Source organism: Streptomyces colwelliae, assembly GCF_048158785.1.
Classification (GTDB): domain Bacteria; phylum Actinomycetota; class Actinomycetes; order Streptomycetales; family Streptomycetaceae; genus Streptomyces.
In genome coordinates this window covers 1-19,696 of record NZ_JBLTJC010000004.1, presented here as the reverse complement: position 1 = coordinate 19,696, position 19,696 = coordinate 1, and the positions used below count along the sequence as shown (strand labels likewise).

Sequence of the window (19,696 nt, the reverse complement as noted above, 5' to 3'; positions counted from 1 at the left end):
GTTCTCCCGCCGACATGGAACGAATCACGGGTCCTCTCCTCAGAATGTGGAGAAGCCCGCTGCCCACGCCCGTGTGCCGGGCCTTTGGACCACTGGGACCACAAGGGCCCACCCGGACTGGAATCGAAGGACCAGACTCGGCGGATCGATCTCCGGTGGGTGGACGAAGCTCCGAGCGAGCAGGTTGGTCCTGGTCGACATCCCGCCTGGCAGGAGCTTCACTTCGTCACTCGCGGCGGCGCCCGGAAGCGTCGCCCACAGCCCCGGACCGAACCTGGTGGAGTGGGTGGCTCTGGGCACGAGAACCCGGAGGACGCTCTCTGTGTCGTATTCGTTGGATGTGCGTCCGCGGCGCGGCTGGTGGGGCGGGGTGCTCAGCGACGGACCAGGTGTACGGCGTAGGAGGCGTGCTCTCCTGCGGCGATGAGTCGCCACGTGTCCGCGGTGCTCTGACTGACGCCGAGGAGGCGGCTGACGACGACGGGCAACTCACCCAACGGAACGTTAAACGGCAAGCTCAGTGCCTGTGTCCAATCCCGCCCCATCGAACGCGGTTGTCCCTGCCGGTCGTCACGTCAGGCTTGCACGGTGGGCCGGACGACGACCTCGCTGATGTCGACACCGATGGGCTGCTCGATCGCGAAACCGATCGCGGACGCGATGGCGGAGGGCGGGATGGCGATCTCGTCGCGCTGTCGGACCAGCGCCGCCGCTGCCTCGGGGCTCGCTCCCTTGCCAACTCCCTCGGTGTTGGTGAACCCGGGTGAGACGAGAGTGACACGCAGGTGGGGACCGGACTCCTGCCGCAGCCCCTCGGTCAGTACTTTGACCGCCGTCTTGGTGGCCGCGTAGACGCCTTGCGGTGATTTCACTATGTAGGCCGCGGTCGAGGCGACGTTGACGAACTGGCCGGAACGCTGCCGCCGGAAGACGGGCAGTGCCGCTCCGATCCCGTTCAGCAGGCCGGTGATGTGCGTCGCGACCATCGCGTCCCAGTCGTCCTGGCGCAGCTCGTCGAACGGTGACACCGCCATCGTGCCGGCGTTGGAAACCAGGACGTCGAGTCGGCCGAACCGGTCGACTGCCGTGTCCGTGAGGAGCTTCAAGTCCTCCCGGCGCGTCACGTCGATGACGGCCCCGACGGCTGAGCCGCCCCGCGCGGTGATCTGGTCCACCACCGCGTTCAGCCGGTCTTCCCGTCGGGCTCCCAGTACGAGCCGGGCCCCCTTCTCGGCGAGGTACGTCGCCGTTGCCGCTCCGATGCCGCTGCTGGCACCTGTGATCGCTACTACCTTGCCTTCGATTCCCGACATGATCACCAATCCTTACAGGGTGAATGCGCACAGTTCAGGCCATGACCTACAGTGGAACTGGGGTCTCCCCCACTTATCGGAGACTAAGTGGGGGCGCCTCCGATTAGCAACTGCGGAAGACCGGAGAGGAGACGGCAGCCGCCGATGGCCAAAGACGCACAACGCCCGTTGCGTGCCGACGCGCGACGCAACCGGGACAAGATCCTCACGGCTGCGGTGAGCGTGTTCACCGAGGAGGGACTGGACGCGCATCTGGAGCGCATCGCCAAGGCGGCGGGCGTGGGCAGCGCGACCCTGTATCGCAACTTCCCCACCCGCGAAGCTCTGATCGAGGCGGTCTACCGCAACGAGGTGGCCCAGCTGTGCGACGCGGTCCCCGACCTTCTGGCGACGAAGCCGCCACACGAAGCCCTACGTGCTTGGACACGCCTCTTCCTGGACTACGTCACTGCCAAACTCGGCATGGCCGACGCCCTGCGCGCCATCGCCGCTACGGGAGAGAACCCCTACGGCCACAGCCGGGAGATGATCCAGGCTGCCATTACCGCCCTGATGGACGCATGCGCAGCCGCCGGAACGATCCGCACCGACATCAGCCCGTCCGACATGGGCGCCGCCCTCGCAGGCATCGCCCTCACCTCAGCACAGCCCGAACAACGAAAGCAGGCCGAACGCCTGCTCGACCTCACCCTGGACGGACTGGCTGCCCGGTCGTGATGCCGCCTCCGAGCTTGTTCCTTACGGTCCGACCTGGTCACGTCCGGCGATGATCTCGGGCCGCCTGACCGGAAGTTGTTCCGAGTTCGTCCTCGGTGGTCTCAGGTTCGTCGCTGCTTCCGGTATCCGTCCAGGATGTCCTGGCGGAGCAGGAAGCCGAAGCCGGCGGAGTCCAGCCGTAGCCCCAACTGATCGTCGCTGAGGCCGAGTTCGGCCGCGGTGTCCGCCAGGTGCCAGTCGTTGGCGGCGAGCCTGCTGAGGAGGTGTCCGCGGCGGACCTGGCTTTCCGACAGGCGAAATGTCTTGAGGTAGGTGATCCGGCCCCTGTCGTCGGTGATGGCCTCGCCGATGTGGTTGCCCTGCTTGGGGCGGAACTGCGGCAGGAAGCGGGAGAGGGTGAAACGCCCCATCCGGTGGACCGACTGCCAGGTGTGCTCCTGCTCCAGCAGTTCGGTCGCCATGGTGGTGTCGTGGAACTGCGCCCAGGCGCGCTCCTGTTCGGCGGCCGCCGTGCGCAGCTGGGCCAGGGAGCGGATCTCCGCGTCGGGGACACGGGCCCGGAAGTCCTGTACCGGCGGCATCAACAGGGCGTAGTGGTGGATCAGTTCGCCGTACAGATCCTGGAGAAGCGACGAGTGCAGCGCCCGGTAGTCGTCGGGATGCGGGACCACGAACGCGGCCGCCAACGCGTCCGAGACGTAGACCATCACGCCGCACTGGCCGGGGTGGATCTCGAAGACGCGCAACGCCTCGGCGAGGCCGCGTACTTCGGCGCCCGCGTAGGCCTCCTCGACGCGTGGGGAGAGTCCTTGGCGGATCGCGCGCTGCGACCATTCCTCCCAGGCGATCGAGGGGCCGCCGAAGTGCAGTGCCAGGTAGCCCTCCAGCGCGAGGTGCATGGGGAGGAAGCGCAGCCGGTCCTTGGCCTGGCGGCGGGCCATTCTGCGGTGGATGCGCAGGCCCATCGTGGCGGTCGGCACCGGGGCGGCGTCCGCGGAGAGCTGGGTGCCGTAGGCGGCTGCCGGTGTGCCGTCGCCGGTCCAGGTGGCGACGAAGCCGTGCGGGACGTAGGAGATGTAGGCCTGTCGCGGGCCGACCTCGACGAGGCCGACCGTGTCGTCGTAGAGCCGTGGGTTCAGGCGGAGGTCGACGACGGGCTCGTCGCGTACGAGCGGTACGAGGCGGACGCCGCCCCAGATCTGGGAGGGGCGGGTGGTCAGGCCGGTCAGGTCGAGTGTGGTCATCGCGCCCGCTCCTGGTGGGTGGCGTCGAGCATGCGGGTCGCCCGGGTGTCCATGTAGGTGATGAGTTCGGCCAGTCCGGTCCGGCCCTCCGCGAACTGGGCGAGTTCCACCAGCGCGGGAAGGTCCTCGGCGTCTCGGACACCGGCGGTGGGCACCGTCGGGGACAGTCGGCGGACGTCGAAGTCGGCGGCGTCGTAGACCGGGTTGAGGTGCACGACGCTGGTGCGGCGCTCGGGGTCGAGCCGGGTTCTGAAGACGCGCAGCACCTCACCGGCCAGGCCGGGAGGCGCGTTGTCCCAGCCGTCGGAGACGATCACCAGTCTGGACGGCGCGGTGTCCAGCGCGTCCAGGATCCGGCGGCCCAACGGCGTCGGGCCGTACGGACGGGCCAGCAGCGGGTCGGTCCGCCCGGACGTCCACAGCCCGGTGTAGTCGCCGGCGAGGGCCGCGAGGAGATGGTGGCAGGCCAGGGCGACGGCCAGTGGCCGGCGCCGCTTGTGGACCGAGCCGAAGGTGGAGAAACTGTCGTCCAGTACGGCGGTGACCTTGCCCCAGCTCCCCCGGTGCGGTCCGGCGACCCGGCCTGCGGCCGATTCCAGGGCGTGGGTCAGCTCGGCGCGGCGGCGCAGACGGTCCTCGACCGGCAGCGACAGCACATAGGTCGCCAACCGGGTCAGCGGCATCCTGGCCAGGTCCGCCGGTATCCCGGTGGCGCCGGCCCTGTGCGCGGAGTCCCGCAGCCGCAGGGTCTCCAGGCGGGTCATCCTCGGGGCTATGCGCTCCAGGAACACCTTCCGGGGGATGCCGTGCTTGGCGGCGAAGCCCTCGGCGGCCGTGTAGGGCAGCTCGTACAGTGCGGCCTGCTCGTAGTGCGCGCGCCGCCATGTCTCCAGGAGGGGTGTCTCGTAGTGCTTGCGGGTCAGCGGCGCGAACACGAACGCCCCCAACTCCTCGGTGGCGGGCGCGAGATGGGCGTGGCGGAGGGCTCGCTTGAGGCCGCCGCGGTACTTCACGGCGTCGAACGCCGCGTCCGGGCGGGCGGACAGCCAGTCACGCATGATCGCGCGGCTGCGACGGTTGTTCACCCGGGCCCGGCGCAGGGCGTCGAACAGCCTGTACACGCGCTGCGGTGGCAGTGTCGCCAGCCGGCCCGCGATCAGCCGGCCCTCGCTGCGACGCTGGTCGGCGGTGGCCTCACCGGCGGTCTCCAGCAGGCGGCGGATGACGAGGACCGCGTTGTGGTCGTTGATGTCGAGCGCGAGAACCCCGGCGTACAGGTCACGGTAGTTCCCCAGCATGTACGCGTGGAGGAAGTCCAACGACAGTCGCTGCTCGGCCGCGTCGCTGTGGAATTCGCGCTGGCCGGTGGAGGTGATCGCCGCGTTGACGAAGAGCAGGACGTCGTCGGCCGCGATGAGGTCCCCGTACGAATCCATCCGACTCATCCCCCGTCGTCCCCCGTAGGTGTGGACGCCGGCCGGGGAATGGGGGCACGAGCTGCGAATCATTGCTTCATAGGCAGGTTCCGGAAGTCGCACCGGAGTCCCGCGGCCGGCCCCAGGACCGTAACAGAGCAGGCCACAAGCCCTCCACCGACTTTCGGCGCGCGTCGACGACCACGCCTGCACCGGTGCCGGCCTGCACGTCACCACTGGCCTGAGGCGTCCGCCCGGCAGAGAACTCACCCCACCCGGCGCAGCGTGAACCGCGTCCTCGCCCAGGCCCGAGCTCCCGTCGAACGCGGCATGGCGCGACTGAAGTCCTGGCAGGTCTTGCGCGAATCCCGCATCAGCCCCAACGCATGACCGTCATCGCCGAAACCATTCTCGGCCCGGAGAGGAAACACTGAAACGCTCACTGAATCCAGAGCATTGCAGGCCGCCAACGGTACGGAGTTCGCACGTCACATGGCGTACAGCGGAGGTAAACAGAGACGCCCTCAGCCCGGCCGTCCCGGGGCCGCCGTCGAGTCGCGTACCACCAGCCGGGAGCCGACGCGGATGAGTCGGCCGGTGTTCTCCGGGACGGGGTCGTCGTGGTCGGGGCGGCTGTCGATGCGGCGCAGCAGTTGCTCGGCGGCGAGTTCGCCGAGGTCGCGGGCGCCGTTGTCGACGACGGTGATCGGCGGGTGCCAGTACGGGAACCAGGGCGCCTCCTCGTGGCACACGAGCGAGAGCTGCTCCGGCACCCGGACCCCGAGCTGCACCAGTCCTCCGAGCACCCCGAACGTCGCTTCGTGGTTGGCGCTGTACAGCGCGGTGGGCGGGTTGTCCGCGGCCATCAGCCGCATGACCGCCTCCGCGCCGAACGGCACGGTGTACGGGCCGCGCGCGCACAGGGCGGGGTCGGGTTCGAGTCCCGCGGTGGTCAGGGCCACGGTGAATCCCGCGTAGCGGTCGCGTCCGGAGTCGACGTGGGGCGGGCCGCCGATGAAGGCGATGTTCCGGTGCCCGAGGTCAAGGAGATGTCGGACGGCTAGTTCGGCGCCGTCCCGGTCGCTGGCCATCACCGAGTCACCGGGCGCGCTCTCGGGCGTACGCATCAGGTTGACCACGGGGATGCCGGCCGCGCTCACCTCCCGGACCGTCGCGGTGTTGTCACCCGTACCCACGATGATCAGGCCGTCGACGCGGTGGTCCAACAGCATGTCCAGGTAACGGCGTTCGCGCGCCGGGTCCGAGTCCGTGACGCACAGCAGCACCTGGTAACCGCGTTCGTCCAGCCGCTGCTGGAGCACCTCGGTGATGCGGTGGAACGAGGCGTTCACCAGGTTGGTTATCACCAGCCCGACGAGGTTGCTGCGCCTGGTGCGCAGTCCGCTGGCGATCCGGTTGGGGCGGTAGCCGAGGCGTTCCGCCGCGGACTGCACCGCGCGCTTCGTCTGCGCACTGACCCGACTGGAACCGCTGAGCACCCGCGAGGCCGTGCTCTTGGAGACCCCTGCCGCCTCGGCCACCTGGTCCAAGGTGACGGCCACCGGCCCACCCCCGATCATGAAATCGATCCCATGCGGCTCTTCTCACGCGCCGAGCCGTGATCGCCATCATGTCAGACGCGGTCGAGTCGGTGGCGTAAACAATACGTTTCGCCAGCAGTTTCCGGCCAGAACGAGGTTGACCGGCGCCTCTGGGCGGTGCCACGGTGCTGTGCAATCGATCCCACAGAGTGGTCCCACAAGGCGTTGTCCCGACGGGACGTCCTGACGGGACGGACACTCGATCGGAGCTCACCATGAACACCTCGGTCGCCGCCCCCTGGCGCGGTTACTGGCCGGCCGCACCCACCCCCTTCGCCGCCGACGGCTCCCTCGACGAGGACGCCTGGCGCTCACTGCTCGCGCTGTACGCGGAGCACGGCGTGCACGGAGTCCTGGTGAACGGCACCACCGGCGAGTGGTTCTCCCAGACCCCCGAGGAGCGCCGCCGGGTGGCCGAGATCGCGGTCGCCGAACTCTCCGGACAGATACCGGTGGTGATCGGCTGCGGCGCGTACACCGCGGCCGAGTCCGCACGCTACGGCGAGCACGCCCGCTCGATCGGAGCGGACGGCATCCTCACCACCCCGCCGCCCTACGTCCATCCGAGCCAGGACGAGATCCACGCCTTCTACGCCACTCTCGCCGGGGCGGTCGACCTGCCGCTCATGGTCTACAACTGGCCGCGCGGCACCGCCGTCGACATCACCGTCGAAACCCTCGCCAGGCTGGCCGAGTTGGACACCGTGGTGGCCGTCAAGGACAGCTCCGGCGACGAGTTGAAGGTCGCGGACACCTGCGCGGCCCTCTCCGGCAAGGTCCAGGTCTTCGGCCGCTTCATCCACCGCCGGGGCATGGCCGTCATGGCCGAGTTCGGCGGCGCCGGCAACATTGACGGCGGTGGCCTCGGCGCCCGCTTCGCCGTCCCCTTCTACGAGGCCTACTGGGCAGGCGACCTGTCCCTCGCCCGGGAATGGTCCGCACGCTACGAACGGCTTGTGAACCTGCTCGTCAACGACGACTACAGCTCACGGTTCGCCTCACCCACCTCGCAGCTCAAAGCCGCCATGCGGCTGCTCGGGCAGCCCGGAGGGCATGTACGCCCCCCGCTGCTCCCCCTGGAGGACCCGTCCGCGCTGACCGCCCTGTCGGCGGCGCTCGACGAGGCCGGGCTGCACCCCTGTTCCACCAGCACCGGAAAAAGGTGAACCGATCGTGCGCAGACTTCTCATCGCGGCCTCCTCCGCCGCCGCCCTGCTCCTGACCGTGACGGCCTGTGGCAGCGAGGACTCGTCCTCGTCGTCCGCCGCCGCGGCCCCGACCGGCTGTACGCCCAAGGTGGGCAAGGCGGACCTGGTCAAGGCGGGCACGCTGACGATCTCGACCAACGCGACCCTGCCGCCCATGCAGTACCTCGACGCCTCCAACAAGATCGTCGGGATGCGGGTGGACCTCGGCGACGAGATAGCCAAACTCCTGTGTCTCACCCCGAAGTTCGTCAACATCCCCTTCGACGCGCAGATCCCCGGTGTGCAGTCCGGCCGCTGGGACATGATCGACACCGGCATGTTCTACACACCGGAGCGCGCCAAGACCGTCAAGCTCGTCCCGTACGAGGTCCAGGGCGTCTCGATCTCCGTCGCCAAGGGCAACCCGAAGAAGATCACCTCCGAGGACGACCTGTCCGGCAAGACCATCGCCGTGGAGGCCCCGGGCTACGAGTTCGACACCCTCACCGCGCTGAACAAGGAGCTGAAGGCGGCCGGCAAGAAGCAGGTCACCGTCCGCACCTTCACCACCACCGCCGACGCCTACCAGGCGCTGTCCGCGGGCCAGGTCGAGGGCGTGGCCATCGTCGAGGCGGTGACCAGCTACTACCAGAAGGACGGCCGCTTCGAGACGGCGGTCAAGGGCATGAACCCCGCTCCGCTCGCCCTCGGTTTCGGCAAGCAGAAGCCCGCCGACGCGGTCGCAGAGGCGCTCAACACCCTTCGTAGCAATGGGTACTTGGCCAAGTTGTTCAAGAAGTACGGCGTCACGGCCTACACCGGCGACCTCAAGGTGACCACCGGCGCGATCAGCGCGAAGTAACCCGATCCGCGCCAAGCAACCAGCGAAGGGCGAGAGCCATGTGGTCGTGGGATGCCTTCTTCGACTTCCTCACCAATCCCCAGCTCATCCAGGGAGCCTGGACGACGATCTGGCTGACCGCGGTCAGCATGGCGCTCGCCCTTCCGCTCGCCGTGCTCGTGGCGCTCGGCAGAGCGTCCCGCTTCAGGCCGGTCCGGCTGGTCACGGGCTTCTACGTGTGGCTGATGCGCGGCACACCTCTCCTGGTCCAACTGGTCATCATCTACACGGGGTTGCCCCAGGTGGGTATACGCCTCGGCGTGATCAGCGCGGCCCTGACCGGACTGGTCCTCAACGAGGCGGCGTACCTCTCGGAGATCGTCCGCGCCGGGGTCCTGTCGGTCCCGCGCGGTCAGTCCGAGGCCGCCCGCGCGCTGGGCATGCCGCCCTGGAAGGTGTTCCGGGTGGTGGTCATGCCGCAGGCGCTGCGGGTGATGGTCCCGCCGCTCGGCAACAGCTTCAACGGGCTGCTCAAGACGACCACGCTCGTCTCGGTGATCTCGGTCGAAGAGCTGCTGCGCCGCACCCAGTTCGCCGTCCAGACCAACTTCCGGGTCCTGGAGGGCCTCACCGCGGCGGCCCTGTACTACCTGGCGATGACCACCCTGTGGGGACTGGTCCAGCGGTGGCTGGAGATCCGGGTCGGCCGCGGCCACCAGACCGGGCCGAGCAAAGGCCGTCGCGTCAAGACCGCCGCCGCCGTACCGGCACTCGAAATGGAGATCCGATGACCATCGAGACGGTCGTTGAAGCGCGCCAAGTACGCAAGTCCTACGGTGGGGTTGAAGTCCTCAAAGGCATCGACCTGACGGTCCGGCAGGGCGAGGTCGTGCTCGTCCTGGGTCCTTCGGGCGGCGGCAAGAGCACCTTCCTGCGCACCCTCAACCACCTGGAGACCCCCGACTCGGGCACCGTCAGCATCTGCGGCGAGCGGATCGGCTACGGCGAGCGGGGCGGACGCCAACTGGCCCTGCGGGAGCGGCGGATCGCCGTCCAACGGCGGCGTACCGGCATGGTGTTCCAGCAGTTCAACCTGTTCCCGAACATGACCGCGCTGGACAACGTGGCGTCCGGTCCGGTGCACGTGAACGGTGTCTCCAAGTCCGAAGCGCGCGGCGCGGCGCGGGAGTTGCTGGCGATGGTGGGGCTCGCCGACAAGACCGGCTCCTACCCCTCCCAGCTCTCCGGCGGCCAGCAGCAGCGGGTGGCCATCGCCCGCGCGCTGGCGATGCGCCCGGAACTGCTGCTCTTCGACGAGCCCACCTCGGCGCTCGACCCGGAGATGGTCGGCGAGGTCCTCGACGTCATGGTCCGGCTCCGCGAGGAGGGCATGACCATGATCGTCGTGAGCCACGAGATGGGCTTCGCCCGGGCGGCGGCCGACCGGGTGGTGTTCATCGCCGACGGAACGGTGGTTGAGGACAAGTCCCCGGACCTCTTCTTCTCCGCGCCGGAACACGAACGCACCCGCCAGTTCCTGGACCGGATCCTGTGAACCCCCCACCCCTCTTCAGCCCTGTGAGCACAGTCATGAGCACCAACTCCCCACCGCAGACGGTCACCGTGACCATCGACGGCGCCCCCGGCCGGGCCTGGGCGGGTCAGTCCGTGACCGCCGTCCTGGTCGCGGCCGGCATCTGGCCGCTGCGCCGCAACCCGGTCAACGGCCAGTTGCGCGGCCCCTTTTGCGGAATGGGCGTCTGCCTGGAGTGCGAGGTGACCATCAACGGCCGCCCCGGCTCCCGGAGTTGTACCGCGCACGTCACCGACGGCATGGACATCCGCACGCACACCGAGCCGCTGCCGACGGCCGCGCATGGCTGACGTCATGGCGGAGTCGGAGGCGGACGTCGCGGTGGTCGGCGGCGGACCGGCCGGGCTGCACGCGGCGCTGGTCCTGGCCCGGGGCGGACTGAGCGTCGTACTGCTCGACGAGTCCGACACCCTGGGCGGCCAGTACTACAAGCGCCGGGCCGAGCAACTCACCGCCGCCTTCGGCGACTTCCGCCCGCGCGGCACCGAACTGATCAACCAGGTGCGGGCCGCCGGGGTCGACGTCCGCACCGGCACCCTGGTCTGGGGCGCCGAGGACGGGGGCCGCACCCTCTTCACCTCCGACGTCCGCACGGGCGCCCTCGGTCGTGTCGACGCCCGGGCCACGCTTGCCGCCACCGGCGCGTACGAACGCTCCCTGCCCTTCCCTGGCTGGACGCTGCCGGGCGTGGTCACCCCCGGGTTCGCCCTGCACCTGGCCACCATGGACCGGGTTCCCGTGGGCCGACGGGTGGTGCTCGCCGGGACCGGACCGTTCCTCCTCCCGGTCGCCTGCGCACTGTTGGAGGTGGGCGCCCGGATCGAGGCGCTGGTCGAGCTGAACCACCCGTACCGGCCCGGGATCTCCTCGGTCGGCGGCGCGCTGCGGCAGCCCGCCCGGCTCGCGGAGGCGGCCCGCTATCTGCTCACCCTCGCCCGGCACGGCGTCCGCGTCGAACAGGGCGCCCGTGTGCTGGCCGCGCACGGCGACACCCAGGTCACCTCGGTGGACATCGGCCAAGAGGACGGCGGCGTACGGCAGTTGGAGACCGACGCGCTGTGCGTGGGCTTCGGCTTCCGCCCCAGCACCGAACTGCCCCGGCTGCTGGGCTGCCGTACACAGGCGGACCCGACCGGCACGGAGCAGCTCCCGGTCGTGGACGCGGACGGCGCGACCTCGGTGAACGGCCTGTACGTCGCCGGGGACTGTGCCGGTATCGCGGGAGTGCACGCGGCGGGCGTACGAGGGCAGTTGGCCGCCCATGCGATCCTGCGCCGTCTGGCCCCCGAACGCGCGCCCGTGCGGGTGGCCGGCCTGCGCCGCCGGGCCCGTGCCCTGGACCGTTTCGCCGAACTGGCCGACCGCCTCTACCCGTTGCCGGCCACGGCCGACCTCCCCGACGCCACCCAGGTCTGCCGCTGCGAGGGCGTCAGCGCGGGCGAGATCCGGCAGGCCGCCGCGACCGGCTGGAACGACCTGCACGGCACCAAAGCCGCCACCCGCGCCGGCATGGGTCCCTGCCAGGGACGCGAATGCGGCCACATCGTCGCGGCGTTGGCCGGACGGGGCGAGGCCGTGGCGGAGTGCTTCGCGGCCCGGATGCCGATACGGCCGCTGCCCATGGCCGCGACGGTCGAAGGGCAGGAGGCCCCGTGACCCGGCCGGACGTCGTCGTCATCGGCGCCGGCATCCTCGGCGCGAGTGCCGCCTTCCATCTCGCCGAACGCGGTTACCGGGTCGTGGTGTTGGAGCGCGGCGCGCCCAACCGGGAAGGGTCCGGCACCACCGCGGGCAACCTCCACATCCAGGCCATCCACACCCGCCGCCCGGGCCAGGACGTGCCGGTCGACAGCGCCCGCCTGCTGCCTCTGCAACGCCGGGCGTCCGACCACTGGTCGCAGATCGAGGAACGGCTCGGCGCGGACGTGGAATTGCGGCGCGGCGGTGGCTTCATGGTCGCCGAAACCGCCGCGCAGGAAGAGGAGTTGAGGGAGAAGCACGAGTGGGAGCGACGGGCGGGCATTCCCACCGAGGTGCTCACCGGCGACGAGGCCCGCAAGCAGTTGCCGTTGCTCTCCGACCGGGTACGCGCCGCGAGTTGGTGCCCGCTGGACGGCTACGCCAACCCGCTCCTGATCACCCCCGCCTATCTGGCCGCGGCCCGCCGCCTCGGTGTCGAACTGCACGCCTTCACCCCGGTGACCGGCATCCGGCGGGTCGGCGACCACTACAAGGTGCTCTCGGGCGACCGGAGTTGGACGGCGCCGGTGGTCGTCAACACGGCCGGGCCGTGGATCACCGAGACCTCCGCACTGGCCGGAATCCACATACAGATGTCACCCGTCGCGATCCAGATGCACGTGACCGTGCGGGTTCCGCCGGTCATGCACCACCTGGTCCAGCACATCGGCGAGGGCATGTCGGTCAAGCAGGTCAGCGCGGGCAACCTGCTGATCGGCGGCGGCTGGCCGGCCGCCGAGCTGGACATGGCGGGCCGCAGTACCGTCAGCGTGCCCAGCATGGCCGGCAACCTCGCCCAGGCCGGGCGCGTCCTGCCGTTCCTCGGCGATCTGCGGCTGCTGCGGATGTGGGCCGGGCCGCTGGCCGCGACTCCGGACGAGATGCCGGTGATCGGTGAAGTCCCGGGCCACCCCGGGTTCTTCGTCGCGGGCGGCACCTACGCGTTCACCCTCGCCCCGGTGTGGGGCGACACGCTGGCCCGCCAGATCGCCGGGGAGGCTCCGGCCGACCCGGTGGACGACCTCGGCCCCGGCCGTCTGCTGCACGACGACGCCACCACTCCCGTATCGCCCTGAAAGGCACTCCCCCATGACCCTGAGAATGTTCGTCAACGGCCAGGCGATGTCCGGAGGCACCCTCAACCACGCGCTGAGCGAGGCCCGCCTGCTCGGTCCCGCCCGCACGGCAGCCACGTACCGCTTCTTCTCCGTGCGCGACGAGTTCCCCGGCCTGCACCCGGTCGCGGAGGGCGGCGCCGCGATCAACGGCGAGGTGTACGAGGTCGGTTACGAGGTGCTGCGCGAGCGACTGCTGCCCGAGGAGCCCGCGGAACTCGAACTGGGCGTGATCGCCCTGGCGGACGGCTCGGGTTCCTTCTCGATGCGCATGCGCGCCTCCGCGCTGACGGCACCCGGGGTCGTCGACATCACCGCCCACGGCGGCTGGCACGCCTACCTCGCCTCGCTCTGACACCTACTCGCTGGAGGTCCGTCATGTCCCACCCCTCATCGACCGAACCCGTCGACCTCGTCGTCCGGGGCGGCACCGTGGTCAATGCCGACTGGCAGGGCGCCGCGGACGTCCTGGTGGGCGGCGGCAAGGTGCTCGGGGTGGTGGAGCCCGGCGCGTACCGCACCGTACAGGCCGCCGCCACCGCCGAGTTGGACGCCTCCGGACGCCTCGTGCTGCCCGGCGGCGTGGACCCGCACTGCCATGTCGGCTTCACCTCGGGGGACTTCACCTCCCTCGACGACTACCGCCAGGCCACCACGGCGGCGGTCTTCGGCGGTACGACGACGATCGTGGACTTCGCCATCCCGCGCCCCGGCGAGAACCCGGCCGACGTCGCCGCGGCCCAACGCGCCAAAGCGGCACAGGGGTTGTGCGACAGCGCGCTGCACGGGTGCGTGGTCGAGTGGGACGACACCGTGCCGGAACAGCTGCGGTCGCTGGCCTCCGACGGCATCGTCACGGTGAAGATGTTCACCACCTATCGCGGCGAGACCATGGCCGACGAGAAGACCATCCTCAATGTGATGACGACGCTGCGGGACCTGGGCGGGATGGTGGTCATCCACTGCGAGGCCGACCACATCATCGCGGACACGCAGGAGCGCGGCGAGGCGGCCGGGTCGATCGGCGCGTCCCATCACGCGGGTACGCGGCCGGAGTTGGCCGAGAACGCGTCGGTCGCCGAGATCCTCGCCATCGCGGAGTCGGTGTCGGCCCCGGTGTACTTCGTCCACCAGTCGACACCCGAGGCGGTCGACCTGGTGGCCCGCGCCCGTGGGCGGGGAGTGCGGGCGTTCACGGAGACGGTGGCCCATCACCTGGTGCTGGACGACTCGGCGTACACGGGCCCGCATCCCGAACGCTTCGTGTGCTGCCCGCCGTTGCGGGACGCCGGCACGGTCGCCGGACTGCGCTCCCGGCTGCTCATGGGCCAGGTGGCGACGATCGGCAGCGACCACTGCTGCTACGACACGGCCCAGAAGGAGTCGGTGCGCCACGACGTCCGGGCGATGCCCAACGGTCTGCCGGGGGTGGAGACCCGTATGCCGGTGATCTTCAGCGAGCTGGTGGTCAAGGGCGGTCTGCCGGTGGGCCGCTTCGTCGAGTTGATGTGCGCCAACCCGGCCCGGCTCAACGGCCTTTACCCCCGCAAGGGAGTCATCGCGCCCGGCTCGGACGCGGACCTGGTGATCTGGGACCCGACGGCCACCCGGACCGTCCGCAGCACCGGCCTGCACATGGCCACGGACTACACGCCGTACGAGGGCATACCGGTCACCGGCTGGCCGGAGACCGTCGTGGTGGGCGGCCGTCCCGTCGTGGAGGCCGGCCGGCTGACGGACGGCGAACGCCGGGGCCGCCATCTGCGCTCGGGCCCGCTGAGCCGGTCCCTGGTCTGCTGACCCCTGGCGGGCGTCTGATATATCGCTGGTATGCGCACTGAATTCAACCCGGCCCAGCTGGAACCGGTCGCGGTCTACCGTCTGCTCAACTCGACCGTCGTCCCGCGCCCCATCGCCTGGGTGTCGACCGTCTCCGCCGACGGCGTCGACAATCTCGCCCCGCACTCCTTCTTCACGGTCTCGTCGGTCGCGCCGCCCATCGTGCAGTTCACCTCGGTCGGCCGTAAGGACTCGCTGCGCAATGTCGAGGCCACCGGGCAGTTCGTGGTCAACCTCGCCCCGGAGCCGCTCATCGAGGAGGTGAACAGGACCGCCACCGACTTCCCGCACGGCGTGAGCGAGTTCGACGCCGTGGGAGTGGAGCGCGAGGCCAGTACCCGGGTGAAGGCACCGCGCGTCGCCCGCTCCCCCGTGGCGCTGGAGTGCGAGCTGCACAGCACGCTCCGGCTGGGCGACTCCACCGTGGTCTTCGGACGGGTGGTGCACATCGCGATCGACGAGAGCGTCCTGGACGACGGCCATCCCGAGGTCACCCGGCTGCGCCCGCTGGCACGTCTGGGCAAGGACGAGTGGTGCACCGTCGGCGAGGTCCGCGACCTGCGCCGCATCCGGTACGCCGACTGGCCCGCGTCGAGCTGAGCCGAGAGGTCATACGGGGCTCACCGCCGGCTCGGTGTTCCGGCCGCCGAATCCCATGGAGTTGCCGAGGGCCGGATTCCGGTGCGCCGTCACAGGGTTTCGAAGGCACGCCGCGCGCGAAGTACTGTCGACCCATGCAAGACACTGGGCGGATGGAGCCGGCGCCCCGCAGGAACATGCGCGAGGAACAGAAGATCCTCACGCATCGCCGACTGCTCGACGCGGCCGTCACGGTCTTCACCGAGAAGCCGTTCCTCGACGCACGGATGGAGGACATCGCCCAGGCGGCGGGGGTGACTCGGGCCACGGTCTACGCCCATTTCCCCGGCAAGGCCGAGATCGTCGACGCGCTGGTGGACCGCGTGTACGGCGTGATGGGCGAGGCGTACGCCGACCTGGCCGCGCTGCCGCGCTGGACCCGGGCCGCCATCCGCACCTGGCTGGACGAGGCCGCGGCCCGCTGGCGTGAGATGGCGCCCGACCGCCGCGTCGCCAACTCGGCGGCCCCGGCGGCGCTCCGCAGCCTCGGTGAGGGCCGGGTGCAGTACGTCGAGGCCCACGAGCGCTATGTCGCGATGCTGGTCGACCCCCCGCAGCGCTGGCGGGGCGTCGACCCGGCGGAGGCTCGTCAGCGAGCGCTGATGGCCGTATTGCAGACCGAGTCGTTCTTCGCCGCCTGGATCGCCGTCGAGTGGCCGCTGGAGACCGCCGATCCCCTGCACCTGCTGGCCGACTCCCTCTGCCATCTCCTCGCCCCCGCGCTGGAGAACGACAGCGCCGTCGGCTGACGGGAGGCCGTGCCGGGTCGGCTGCGTCGGCGCGGATATCGGCCAACAGGGCGTACGACAAAGGGTGGTTGTCCCGCAGCGCCATGCGGCTGAAGGACAACCACCCCTCATATGACAGCAGTTGCTCAGCCGCCCTCACCAACTGCCGTCGCCCCGGCGGCCGGATGCGTCGCCGCCGCGGCCTCTGTCTCGCCGTGCGGCGCGCGGGCGCGAATGCCGATCGTGAGGAGGGCGACGACCGCGGCCACCAGCATGCCGATGCCGCCGACGAGGGCGCAGGTGTGCAGCGCGTCCGTGAAGCTCGCTCCGTAGGCGGCCAGGGCCTGGCCCGTCGCCTCGCCGGTGTTCAGGTGGAGGAAGGCGCCCGCCTGGATGCCGGCGCCGTTGACCATGCCGATGACCTGGCCCTGGTCGGCCGGGTTCAGGCCGGACGCGGCGACGTGTCCCGGCAGGGTGCCGAGGGTGCGGTGGGTGAGGACGACGCCGAAGATGGCGGGGCCCAGCGCGCTGCCGATCTGCCGGAGGGCGCTGTTGGCGGCACCGGCGGTGCTGCCCAGGCGGCGCGGCAGACTGTTCATGGCGATCGTGGTGATCGGGGCCATCGCCAGCGCGATGCCGATGCCCAGCACCGCGATGACCAGGGCCGCTTCGCCGGTGCCTGTGGTGGCGTCGAAGAGGCTGACCAGGAGCGCGCCGATGCCGCCGACGAGCAGGCCGGTCACCAGCACGAGGCCGGGCGAGAACCGGTGCATCAGCCGGCCGACCACCGGGCCGAGGAGGACGGTGAAGCCGTTGAGCGCGATCAGGCGCACCCCGATGTCCCAGGTCGAGGCGTGGTGGACGAGACCGAAGTACTCGCTGAGCGAGAACACCAGGCCGACCTGTGCGAACAGGGTGAGCGCCATGACGAACGCGGCCCCGGAGAACGCCGGGGACTTGAACAGCCGCATGTCCAGCATCGGGCAGCGCGACCGCAGTTCGACCAGGACGAAGGCCGGCAGGGCGAGCGCCGCCACGACGAACGCGGTGACGACCTCGGCCGAACCCCAGCCCGGGGCGCCGCCGCCCTCGATGACGCCGTAGACGATGGCCGTGATGGCGACCACGGCGAGGAGTTGGCCGGGTATGTCGAGGTGGCGTTCGCGGTCCGAGCGGGAGTCGACCAAGGTGAAGGCGCCGACGAGGACCGTGACGGCGCCGATGGCCAGGGTGGGCAGGAAGATCCAGCGCCAGCTCGCGTGCTCCACGATCAGGCCGTTGAAGAGGGGGCCGAGGGTCAGGCCGAGGCCGAGGGCGGCCGTCCACAGGGCGATCGCGGCGCCCCGCTTGCGGTGGTCGGGGCAGACGTGGCTGATCAGACCGAGGGTCGCGGGCAGCAGGGCGGCGGTGCCGACGCCGGTGAGCGCCTGGCCGACGCAGACCTGCACGACGCCATGCGCGGTGAGGGCGACGAGACAGCCGAGACAGGACAGCGTCAGGCCGATCAGATACATCTTTTTACGGCCGTAGAGGTCACCGATGACACCGCAGGTCAGGAGCAGTGCGGCGGTCGGCAGGATGAAGGCGTCGGTGATCCACTGGAGCCCGGTGGTGGACGCGTCGAGCGCCTGCTGGATCACCGGGAGCGCGACCGACACACCGACGACCGGCAGGTAGGAGACGAAGACTCCCACGCAGGCCAGGACGATGGTGGCGGTGACGTTCCGGGACGGACTGTCCGGCTGCGGGGCCGGCGGCGAGACTTCGGAGACCAGGGTCGGCATGGCACCTCTTCAACGTCGTACGGGGGCGGGTTGACCGGGCGTGAACTGCGCGTGGCGTTCTGTGCGCGGCTACGGCGGGGGTGACGGTGCCGACTCCGTCGATCGCGCTCCGCTGCCCGGAAGTGGACCTGGTTGTGCGGCTTGAATCTCCATTGACGTAAGCCATTTCTTTTCGGGAAATCGCTTCGGACCGTATACCGGGGACCCGGTCCAGGAGATGCCGTTGGGCCTGCAAACTAAGCTGAACAGCGGCGACGACAGGACGCCTCGCCGAGCGGGAAAGCGCAGGTGGCGGGCGGTTCAGCCAGCGGCGACGTTGGTGGTGATCAGCCGGAGGAGCTGCTTGGCCAGGGCGTCCTGATCGGGCGTCAGGCCCATGGCGTCACCGATGGCGAGGGGTACGGCGGCGGCCTGCTCACGCATCCGCTCCCCGGCGTCGGTGAGCCGGATGGCGACCGAGCGTTCGTCGTCCCGGCGGCGTTCGCGGCGCAGCAGACCGCTCGCCTCCAGCCGCTTCAGGAGCGGGGAGAGGGTGCTGGACTCCAGCTGGAGCGCGGTGCCCAGGTCCCGTACGGAGATCGAGTCCTGCTCCCAGAGGACGAGCATGACGAGGTACTGCGGGTAGGTCAGCCCCAGTTCTTCCAGCAGCGGCCGGTAGCGGGCGGTCACCGCGCGGGACGCCGCGTACAGCGCGAAGCACAACTGGTCGTCGAGGAGCAGCGATCCCTCGGCCGGTTCCGCGGCGGCTGGGCTCATGGTGCGACTCCTCGCTCCTGCTTCTACGGCTTCGACGGCCTCTGCGCCGCCTACGGCGCCCTTCAGGGCCATCACCACCTTATCGTTCAGGTCCAGTCGATTCTATCGAGCACGCTTTAGTTGTGCACGACTCAATCGCACGCTACTCTCATCCTCGTGCCGCACCACCGGGCGAGACCCGCCCGGAACCCGCCGCGGCACCCGATCCGAGGAGATCGCCATGACCGACAGCACCGCACCCCGCCCCGTCCTCGAACCCGCCGCCCAGGCCTTCGTCGAGACGACCGCGAACCCGCCGTACCTCTTCGACCTCGCCCCGGCGGAGGGCCGCAAGGCCGTCGACGAGGTGCAGTCCGGGGAAATCGCGAAGCCCGCCGTCGACGAGGAGTGGATCACCGTGCCCGGCGGCCCGACCGGCCAGGTCAGGGCCCGTATCGTCCGCCCGGCCGGGGTCACCGGCACACTCCCCGTGATCATCTACATCCACGGCGCCGGCTGGGTGTTCGGCAACGCCCACACCCACGACCGACTGGTGCGCGAACTCGCCGTCGGCGCGAACGCTGCCGTGGTCTTCCCGGAGTACGACCTCTCCCCCGAGGCCCGCTACCCGGTCGCCATCGAGCAGAACTACGCCGTCGCCCGATGGGTCGTCCAGGAGGGCACGACCAAGGACCTCGACCCGACGCGCATCGCCGTCGTCGGCGACTCGGTGGGCGGCAACATGACCGCCGCGCTGACGCTGATGGCCAAGCAGCGGGGGGATGTCCCCCTGGTGCAGCAGGTGCTGTTCTACCCGGTCACCGACGCGAACTTCGACACCGGCTCCTACCACCAGTTCGCCGAGGGCTACTTCCTGCGCAGCGACGGCATGCAGTGGTTCTGGGACCAGTACACGACCGACGAGGCCGAGCGCGCCCAGATCACCGCCTCCCCGCTGCGGGCGACCACCGAGCAGCTCACCGGCCTGCCCCCGGCCCTCGTCATCACCGGCGAGGCCGACGTGCTGCGCGACGAGGGCGAGGCCTACGCCGACAAGCTCCGCGAGGCCGGCGTCCCCGTCACCGCCGTCCGTTTCCAGGGGATCATCCACGACTTCGTGATGCTGAACGCCCTGCGCGAGACGCACGCCGCCGAGGCCGCGATCACGATGGCCGTCACCGTCCTGCGCAAGGCGCTCGCCTCC

19 protein-coding genes and 1 pseudogene are annotated in these 19,696 nt (G+C 70.3%); 14 read left to right on the top strand and 6 right to left on the bottom strand.

Annotated elements, in window-relative coordinates:
- Window positions 1–575: 575 nt before the first annotated feature.
- Window positions 576–1,313: an SDR family oxidoreductase gene (locus ACNFOC_RS01555; RefSeq protein WP_416955771.1), complete on the bottom strand. Its 738-nt coding sequence runs from the start codon at window positions 1,311–1,313 to the stop codon at window positions 576–578.
- Window positions 1,314–1,457: 144 nt separating this feature from the next.
- Here ACNFOC_RS01555 and ACNFOC_RS01550 point away from each other — a divergent pair, with 144 nt between their 5' ends.
- Window positions 1,458–2,030, top strand: a complete 573-nt coding sequence (locus tag ACNFOC_RS01550) for a TetR/AcrR family transcriptional regulator (RefSeq protein ID WP_416955769.1) — start codon at window positions 1,458–1,460, stop codon at window positions 2,028–2,030.
- A gap of 101 nt (window positions 2,031–2,131) precedes the next feature.
- On the opposite strand, the gene ACNFOC_RS01545 is transcribed toward ACNFOC_RS01550, so the two are convergent.
- Entirely contained in the window at window positions 2,132–3,274 is a 1,143-nt protein-coding gene (locus tag ACNFOC_RS01545; RefSeq protein ID WP_416955767.1) for an ARPP-2 domain-containing protein, read from the bottom strand.
- Complete coding sequence (locus ACNFOC_RS01540; RefSeq protein ID WP_416955765.1) at window positions 3,271–4,710, bottom strand: hypothetical protein; 1,440 nt, start codon at window positions 4,708–4,710, stop codon at window positions 3,271–3,273. Before ACNFOC_RS01540 ends, ACNFOC_RS01545 begins: the two co-directional genes overlap by 4 nt.
- Before the next feature lie 178 nt (window positions 4,711–4,888).
- Between ACNFOC_RS01540 and ACNFOC_RS01535 the strand changes: the two are divergent.
- A pseudogene (locus ACNFOC_RS01535) lies at window positions 4,889–5,123 on the top strand (transposase family protein); the annotation flags it as partial.
- A 90-nt stretch (window positions 5,124–5,213) separates the two neighbouring features.
- On the opposite strand, the gene ACNFOC_RS01530 reads toward ACNFOC_RS01535, so the two are convergent.
- Window positions 5,214–6,251, bottom strand: coding sequence for a LacI family DNA-binding transcriptional regulator (locus ACNFOC_RS01530; RefSeq protein ID WP_416955763.1), 1,038 nt, complete (start codon window positions 6,249–6,251; stop codon window positions 5,214–5,216).
- 254 nt (window positions 6,252–6,505) lie between these two features.
- Between ACNFOC_RS01530 and ACNFOC_RS01525 the strand changes: the two genes are divergently transcribed.
- The 11 genes from ACNFOC_RS01525 (at window position 6,506) to ACNFOC_RS01475 (ending at window position 15,994) form a co-directional block, all read left to right on the top strand.
- Complete coding sequence (locus ACNFOC_RS01525; RefSeq protein ID WP_416955761.1) at window positions 6,506–7,456, top strand: dihydrodipicolinate synthase family protein; 951 nt, start codon at window positions 6,506–6,508, stop codon at window positions 7,454–7,456.
- Between the two features lie 7 nt (window positions 7,457–7,463).
- Entirely contained in the window at window positions 7,464–8,339 is an 876-nt protein-coding gene (locus ACNFOC_RS01520; RefSeq protein ID WP_416955759.1) for an ABC transporter substrate-binding protein, read from the top strand.
- Window positions 8,340–8,377: 38 nt separating this feature from the next.
- The gene (locus tag ACNFOC_RS01515) at window positions 8,378–9,109 is read left to right on the top strand and encodes an amino acid ABC transporter permease (RefSeq protein ID WP_416955757.1); all 732 of its coding nucleotides are present in this window, start codon (window positions 8,378–8,380) and stop codon (window positions 9,107–9,109) included.
- On the top strand, window positions 9,106–9,873 hold the full coding sequence (locus ACNFOC_RS01510; RefSeq protein ID WP_405952794.1) for an amino acid ABC transporter ATP-binding protein: 768 nt from the start codon (window positions 9,106–9,108) through the stop codon (window positions 9,871–9,873). Before ACNFOC_RS01515 ends, ACNFOC_RS01510 begins: the two co-directional genes overlap by 4 nt.
- Before the next feature lie 35 nt (window positions 9,874–9,908).
- Window positions 9,909–10,202: a (2Fe-2S)-binding protein gene (locus tag ACNFOC_RS01505; RefSeq protein WP_416955755.1), complete on the top strand. Its 294-nt coding sequence runs from the start codon at window positions 9,909–9,911 to the stop codon at window positions 10,200–10,202.
- A gap of 4 nt (window positions 10,203–10,206) precedes the next feature.
- Window positions 10,207–11,568 carry an FAD-dependent oxidoreductase gene (locus tag ACNFOC_RS01500; RefSeq protein ID WP_416955753.1) on the top strand — a complete coding sequence of 454 codons (1,362 nt, stop codon included), beginning with the start codon at window positions 10,207–10,209 and terminating at the stop codon, window positions 11,566–11,568.
- The gene (locus ACNFOC_RS01495) at window positions 11,565–12,728 is read left to right on the top strand and encodes an NAD(P)/FAD-dependent oxidoreductase (protein WP_416955751.1); all 1,164 of its coding nucleotides are present in this window, start codon (window positions 11,565–11,567) and stop codon (window positions 12,726–12,728) included. Before ACNFOC_RS01500 ends, ACNFOC_RS01495 begins: the two co-directional genes overlap by 4 nt.
- A 13-nt stretch (window positions 12,729–12,741) precedes the next feature.
- Window positions 12,742–13,122, top strand: a complete 381-nt coding sequence (locus tag ACNFOC_RS01490; RefSeq protein ID WP_416955749.1) for an allophanate hydrolase-related protein — start codon at window positions 12,742–12,744, stop codon at window positions 13,120–13,122.
- A gap of 23 nt (window positions 13,123–13,145) precedes the next feature.
- Window positions 13,146–14,567: a dihydropyrimidinase gene (gene hydA, locus ACNFOC_RS01485; protein ID WP_416955747.1), complete on the top strand. Its 1,422-nt coding sequence runs from the start codon at window positions 13,146–13,148 to the stop codon at window positions 14,565–14,567.
- A gap of 30 nt (window positions 14,568–14,597) precedes the next feature.
- Window positions 14,598–15,206, top strand: a complete 609-nt coding sequence (locus ACNFOC_RS01480; RefSeq protein ID WP_416955745.1) for a flavin reductase family protein — start codon at window positions 14,598–14,600, stop codon at window positions 15,204–15,206.
- Between the two features lie 134 nt (window positions 15,207–15,340).
- The gene (locus ACNFOC_RS01475; protein ID WP_416955743.1) at window positions 15,341–15,994 is read left to right on the top strand and encodes a TetR/AcrR family transcriptional regulator; all 654 of its coding nucleotides are present in this window, start codon (window positions 15,341–15,343) and stop codon (window positions 15,992–15,994) included.
- A gap of 125 nt (window positions 15,995–16,119) precedes the next feature.
- On the opposite strand, the gene ACNFOC_RS01470 is transcribed toward ACNFOC_RS01475, so the two are convergent.
- Both ACNFOC_RS01470 and ACNFOC_RS01465 read right to left on the bottom strand, forming a co-directional pair.
- On the bottom strand, window positions 16,120–17,757 hold the full coding sequence (locus ACNFOC_RS01470) for an MFS transporter (RefSeq protein WP_416955741.1): 1,638 nt from the start codon (window positions 17,755–17,757) through the stop codon (window positions 16,120–16,122).
- Between the two features lie 300 nt (window positions 17,758–18,057).
- Window positions 18,058–18,513 (bottom strand): MarR family winged helix-turn-helix transcriptional regulator, encoded by a 456-nt coding sequence (locus ACNFOC_RS01465; protein WP_416955739.1) that lies wholly within the window; start codon window positions 18,511–18,513, stop codon window positions 18,058–18,060.
- A gap of 220 nt (window positions 18,514–18,733) precedes the next feature.
- On the opposite strand from ACNFOC_RS01465, the gene ACNFOC_RS01460 reads away from it, so the two are divergent.
- The coding region (locus ACNFOC_RS01460) for an alpha/beta hydrolase (RefSeq protein ID WP_416955738.1) at window positions 18,734–19,696 on the top strand (963 nt) is incomplete at its 3' end.

Coding starts and splice junctions, on each gene's coding strand:
- ACNFOC_RS01465 (WP_416955739.1), bottom strand. CDS start 18,513: ATGAGCCCAGCCGCCGCGGAACCGGCCGAGGGATCGCTGCTCCTCGAC.
- ACNFOC_RS01480 (WP_416955745.1), top strand. CDS start 14,598: ATGCGCACTGAATTCAACCCGGCCCAGCTGGAACCGGTCGCGGTCTAC.
- ACNFOC_RS01540 (WP_416955765.1), bottom strand. CDS start 4,710: ATGGATTCGTACGGGGACCTCATCGCGGCCGACGACGTCCTGCTCTTC.
- ACNFOC_RS01525 (WP_416955761.1), top strand. CDS start 6,506: ATGAACACCTCGGTCGCCGCCCCCTGGCGCGGTTACTGGCCGGCCGCA.
- ACNFOC_RS01555 (WP_416955771.1), bottom strand. CDS start 1,313: ATGTCGGGAATCGAAGGCAAGGTAGTAGCGATCACAGGTGCCAGCAGC.
- ACNFOC_RS01515 (WP_416955757.1), top strand. CDS start 8,378: ATGTGGTCGTGGGATGCCTTCTTCGACTTCCTCACCAATCCCCAGCTC.
- ACNFOC_RS01500 (WP_416955753.1), top strand. CDS start 10,207: ATGGCGGAGTCGGAGGCGGACGTCGCGGTGGTCGGCGGCGGACCGGCC.
- ACNFOC_RS01550 (WP_416955769.1), top strand. CDS start 1,458: ATGGCCAAAGACGCACAACGCCCGTTGCGTGCCGACGCGCGACGCAAC.
- hydA (WP_416955747.1), top strand. CDS start 13,146: ATGTCCCACCCCTCATCGACCGAACCCGTCGACCTCGTCGTCCGGGGC.
- ACNFOC_RS01510 (WP_405952794.1), top strand. CDS start 9,106: ATGACCATCGAGACGGTCGTTGAAGCGCGCCAAGTACGCAAGTCCTAC.
- ACNFOC_RS01490 (WP_416955749.1), top strand. CDS start 12,742: ATGACCCTGAGAATGTTCGTCAACGGCCAGGCGATGTCCGGAGGCACC.
- ACNFOC_RS01475 (WP_416955743.1), top strand. CDS start 15,341: ATGCAAGACACTGGGCGGATGGAGCCGGCGCCCCGCAGGAACATGCGC.
- ACNFOC_RS01470 (WP_416955741.1), bottom strand. CDS start 17,757: ATGCCGACCCTGGTCTCCGAAGTCTCGCCGCCGGCCCCGCAGCCGGAC.
- ACNFOC_RS01505 (WP_416955755.1), top strand. CDS start 9,909: ATGAGCACCAACTCCCCACCGCAGACGGTCACCGTGACCATCGACGGC.
- ACNFOC_RS01545 (WP_416955767.1), bottom strand. CDS start 3,274: ATGACCACACTCGACCTGACCGGCCTGACCACCCGCCCCTCCCAGATC.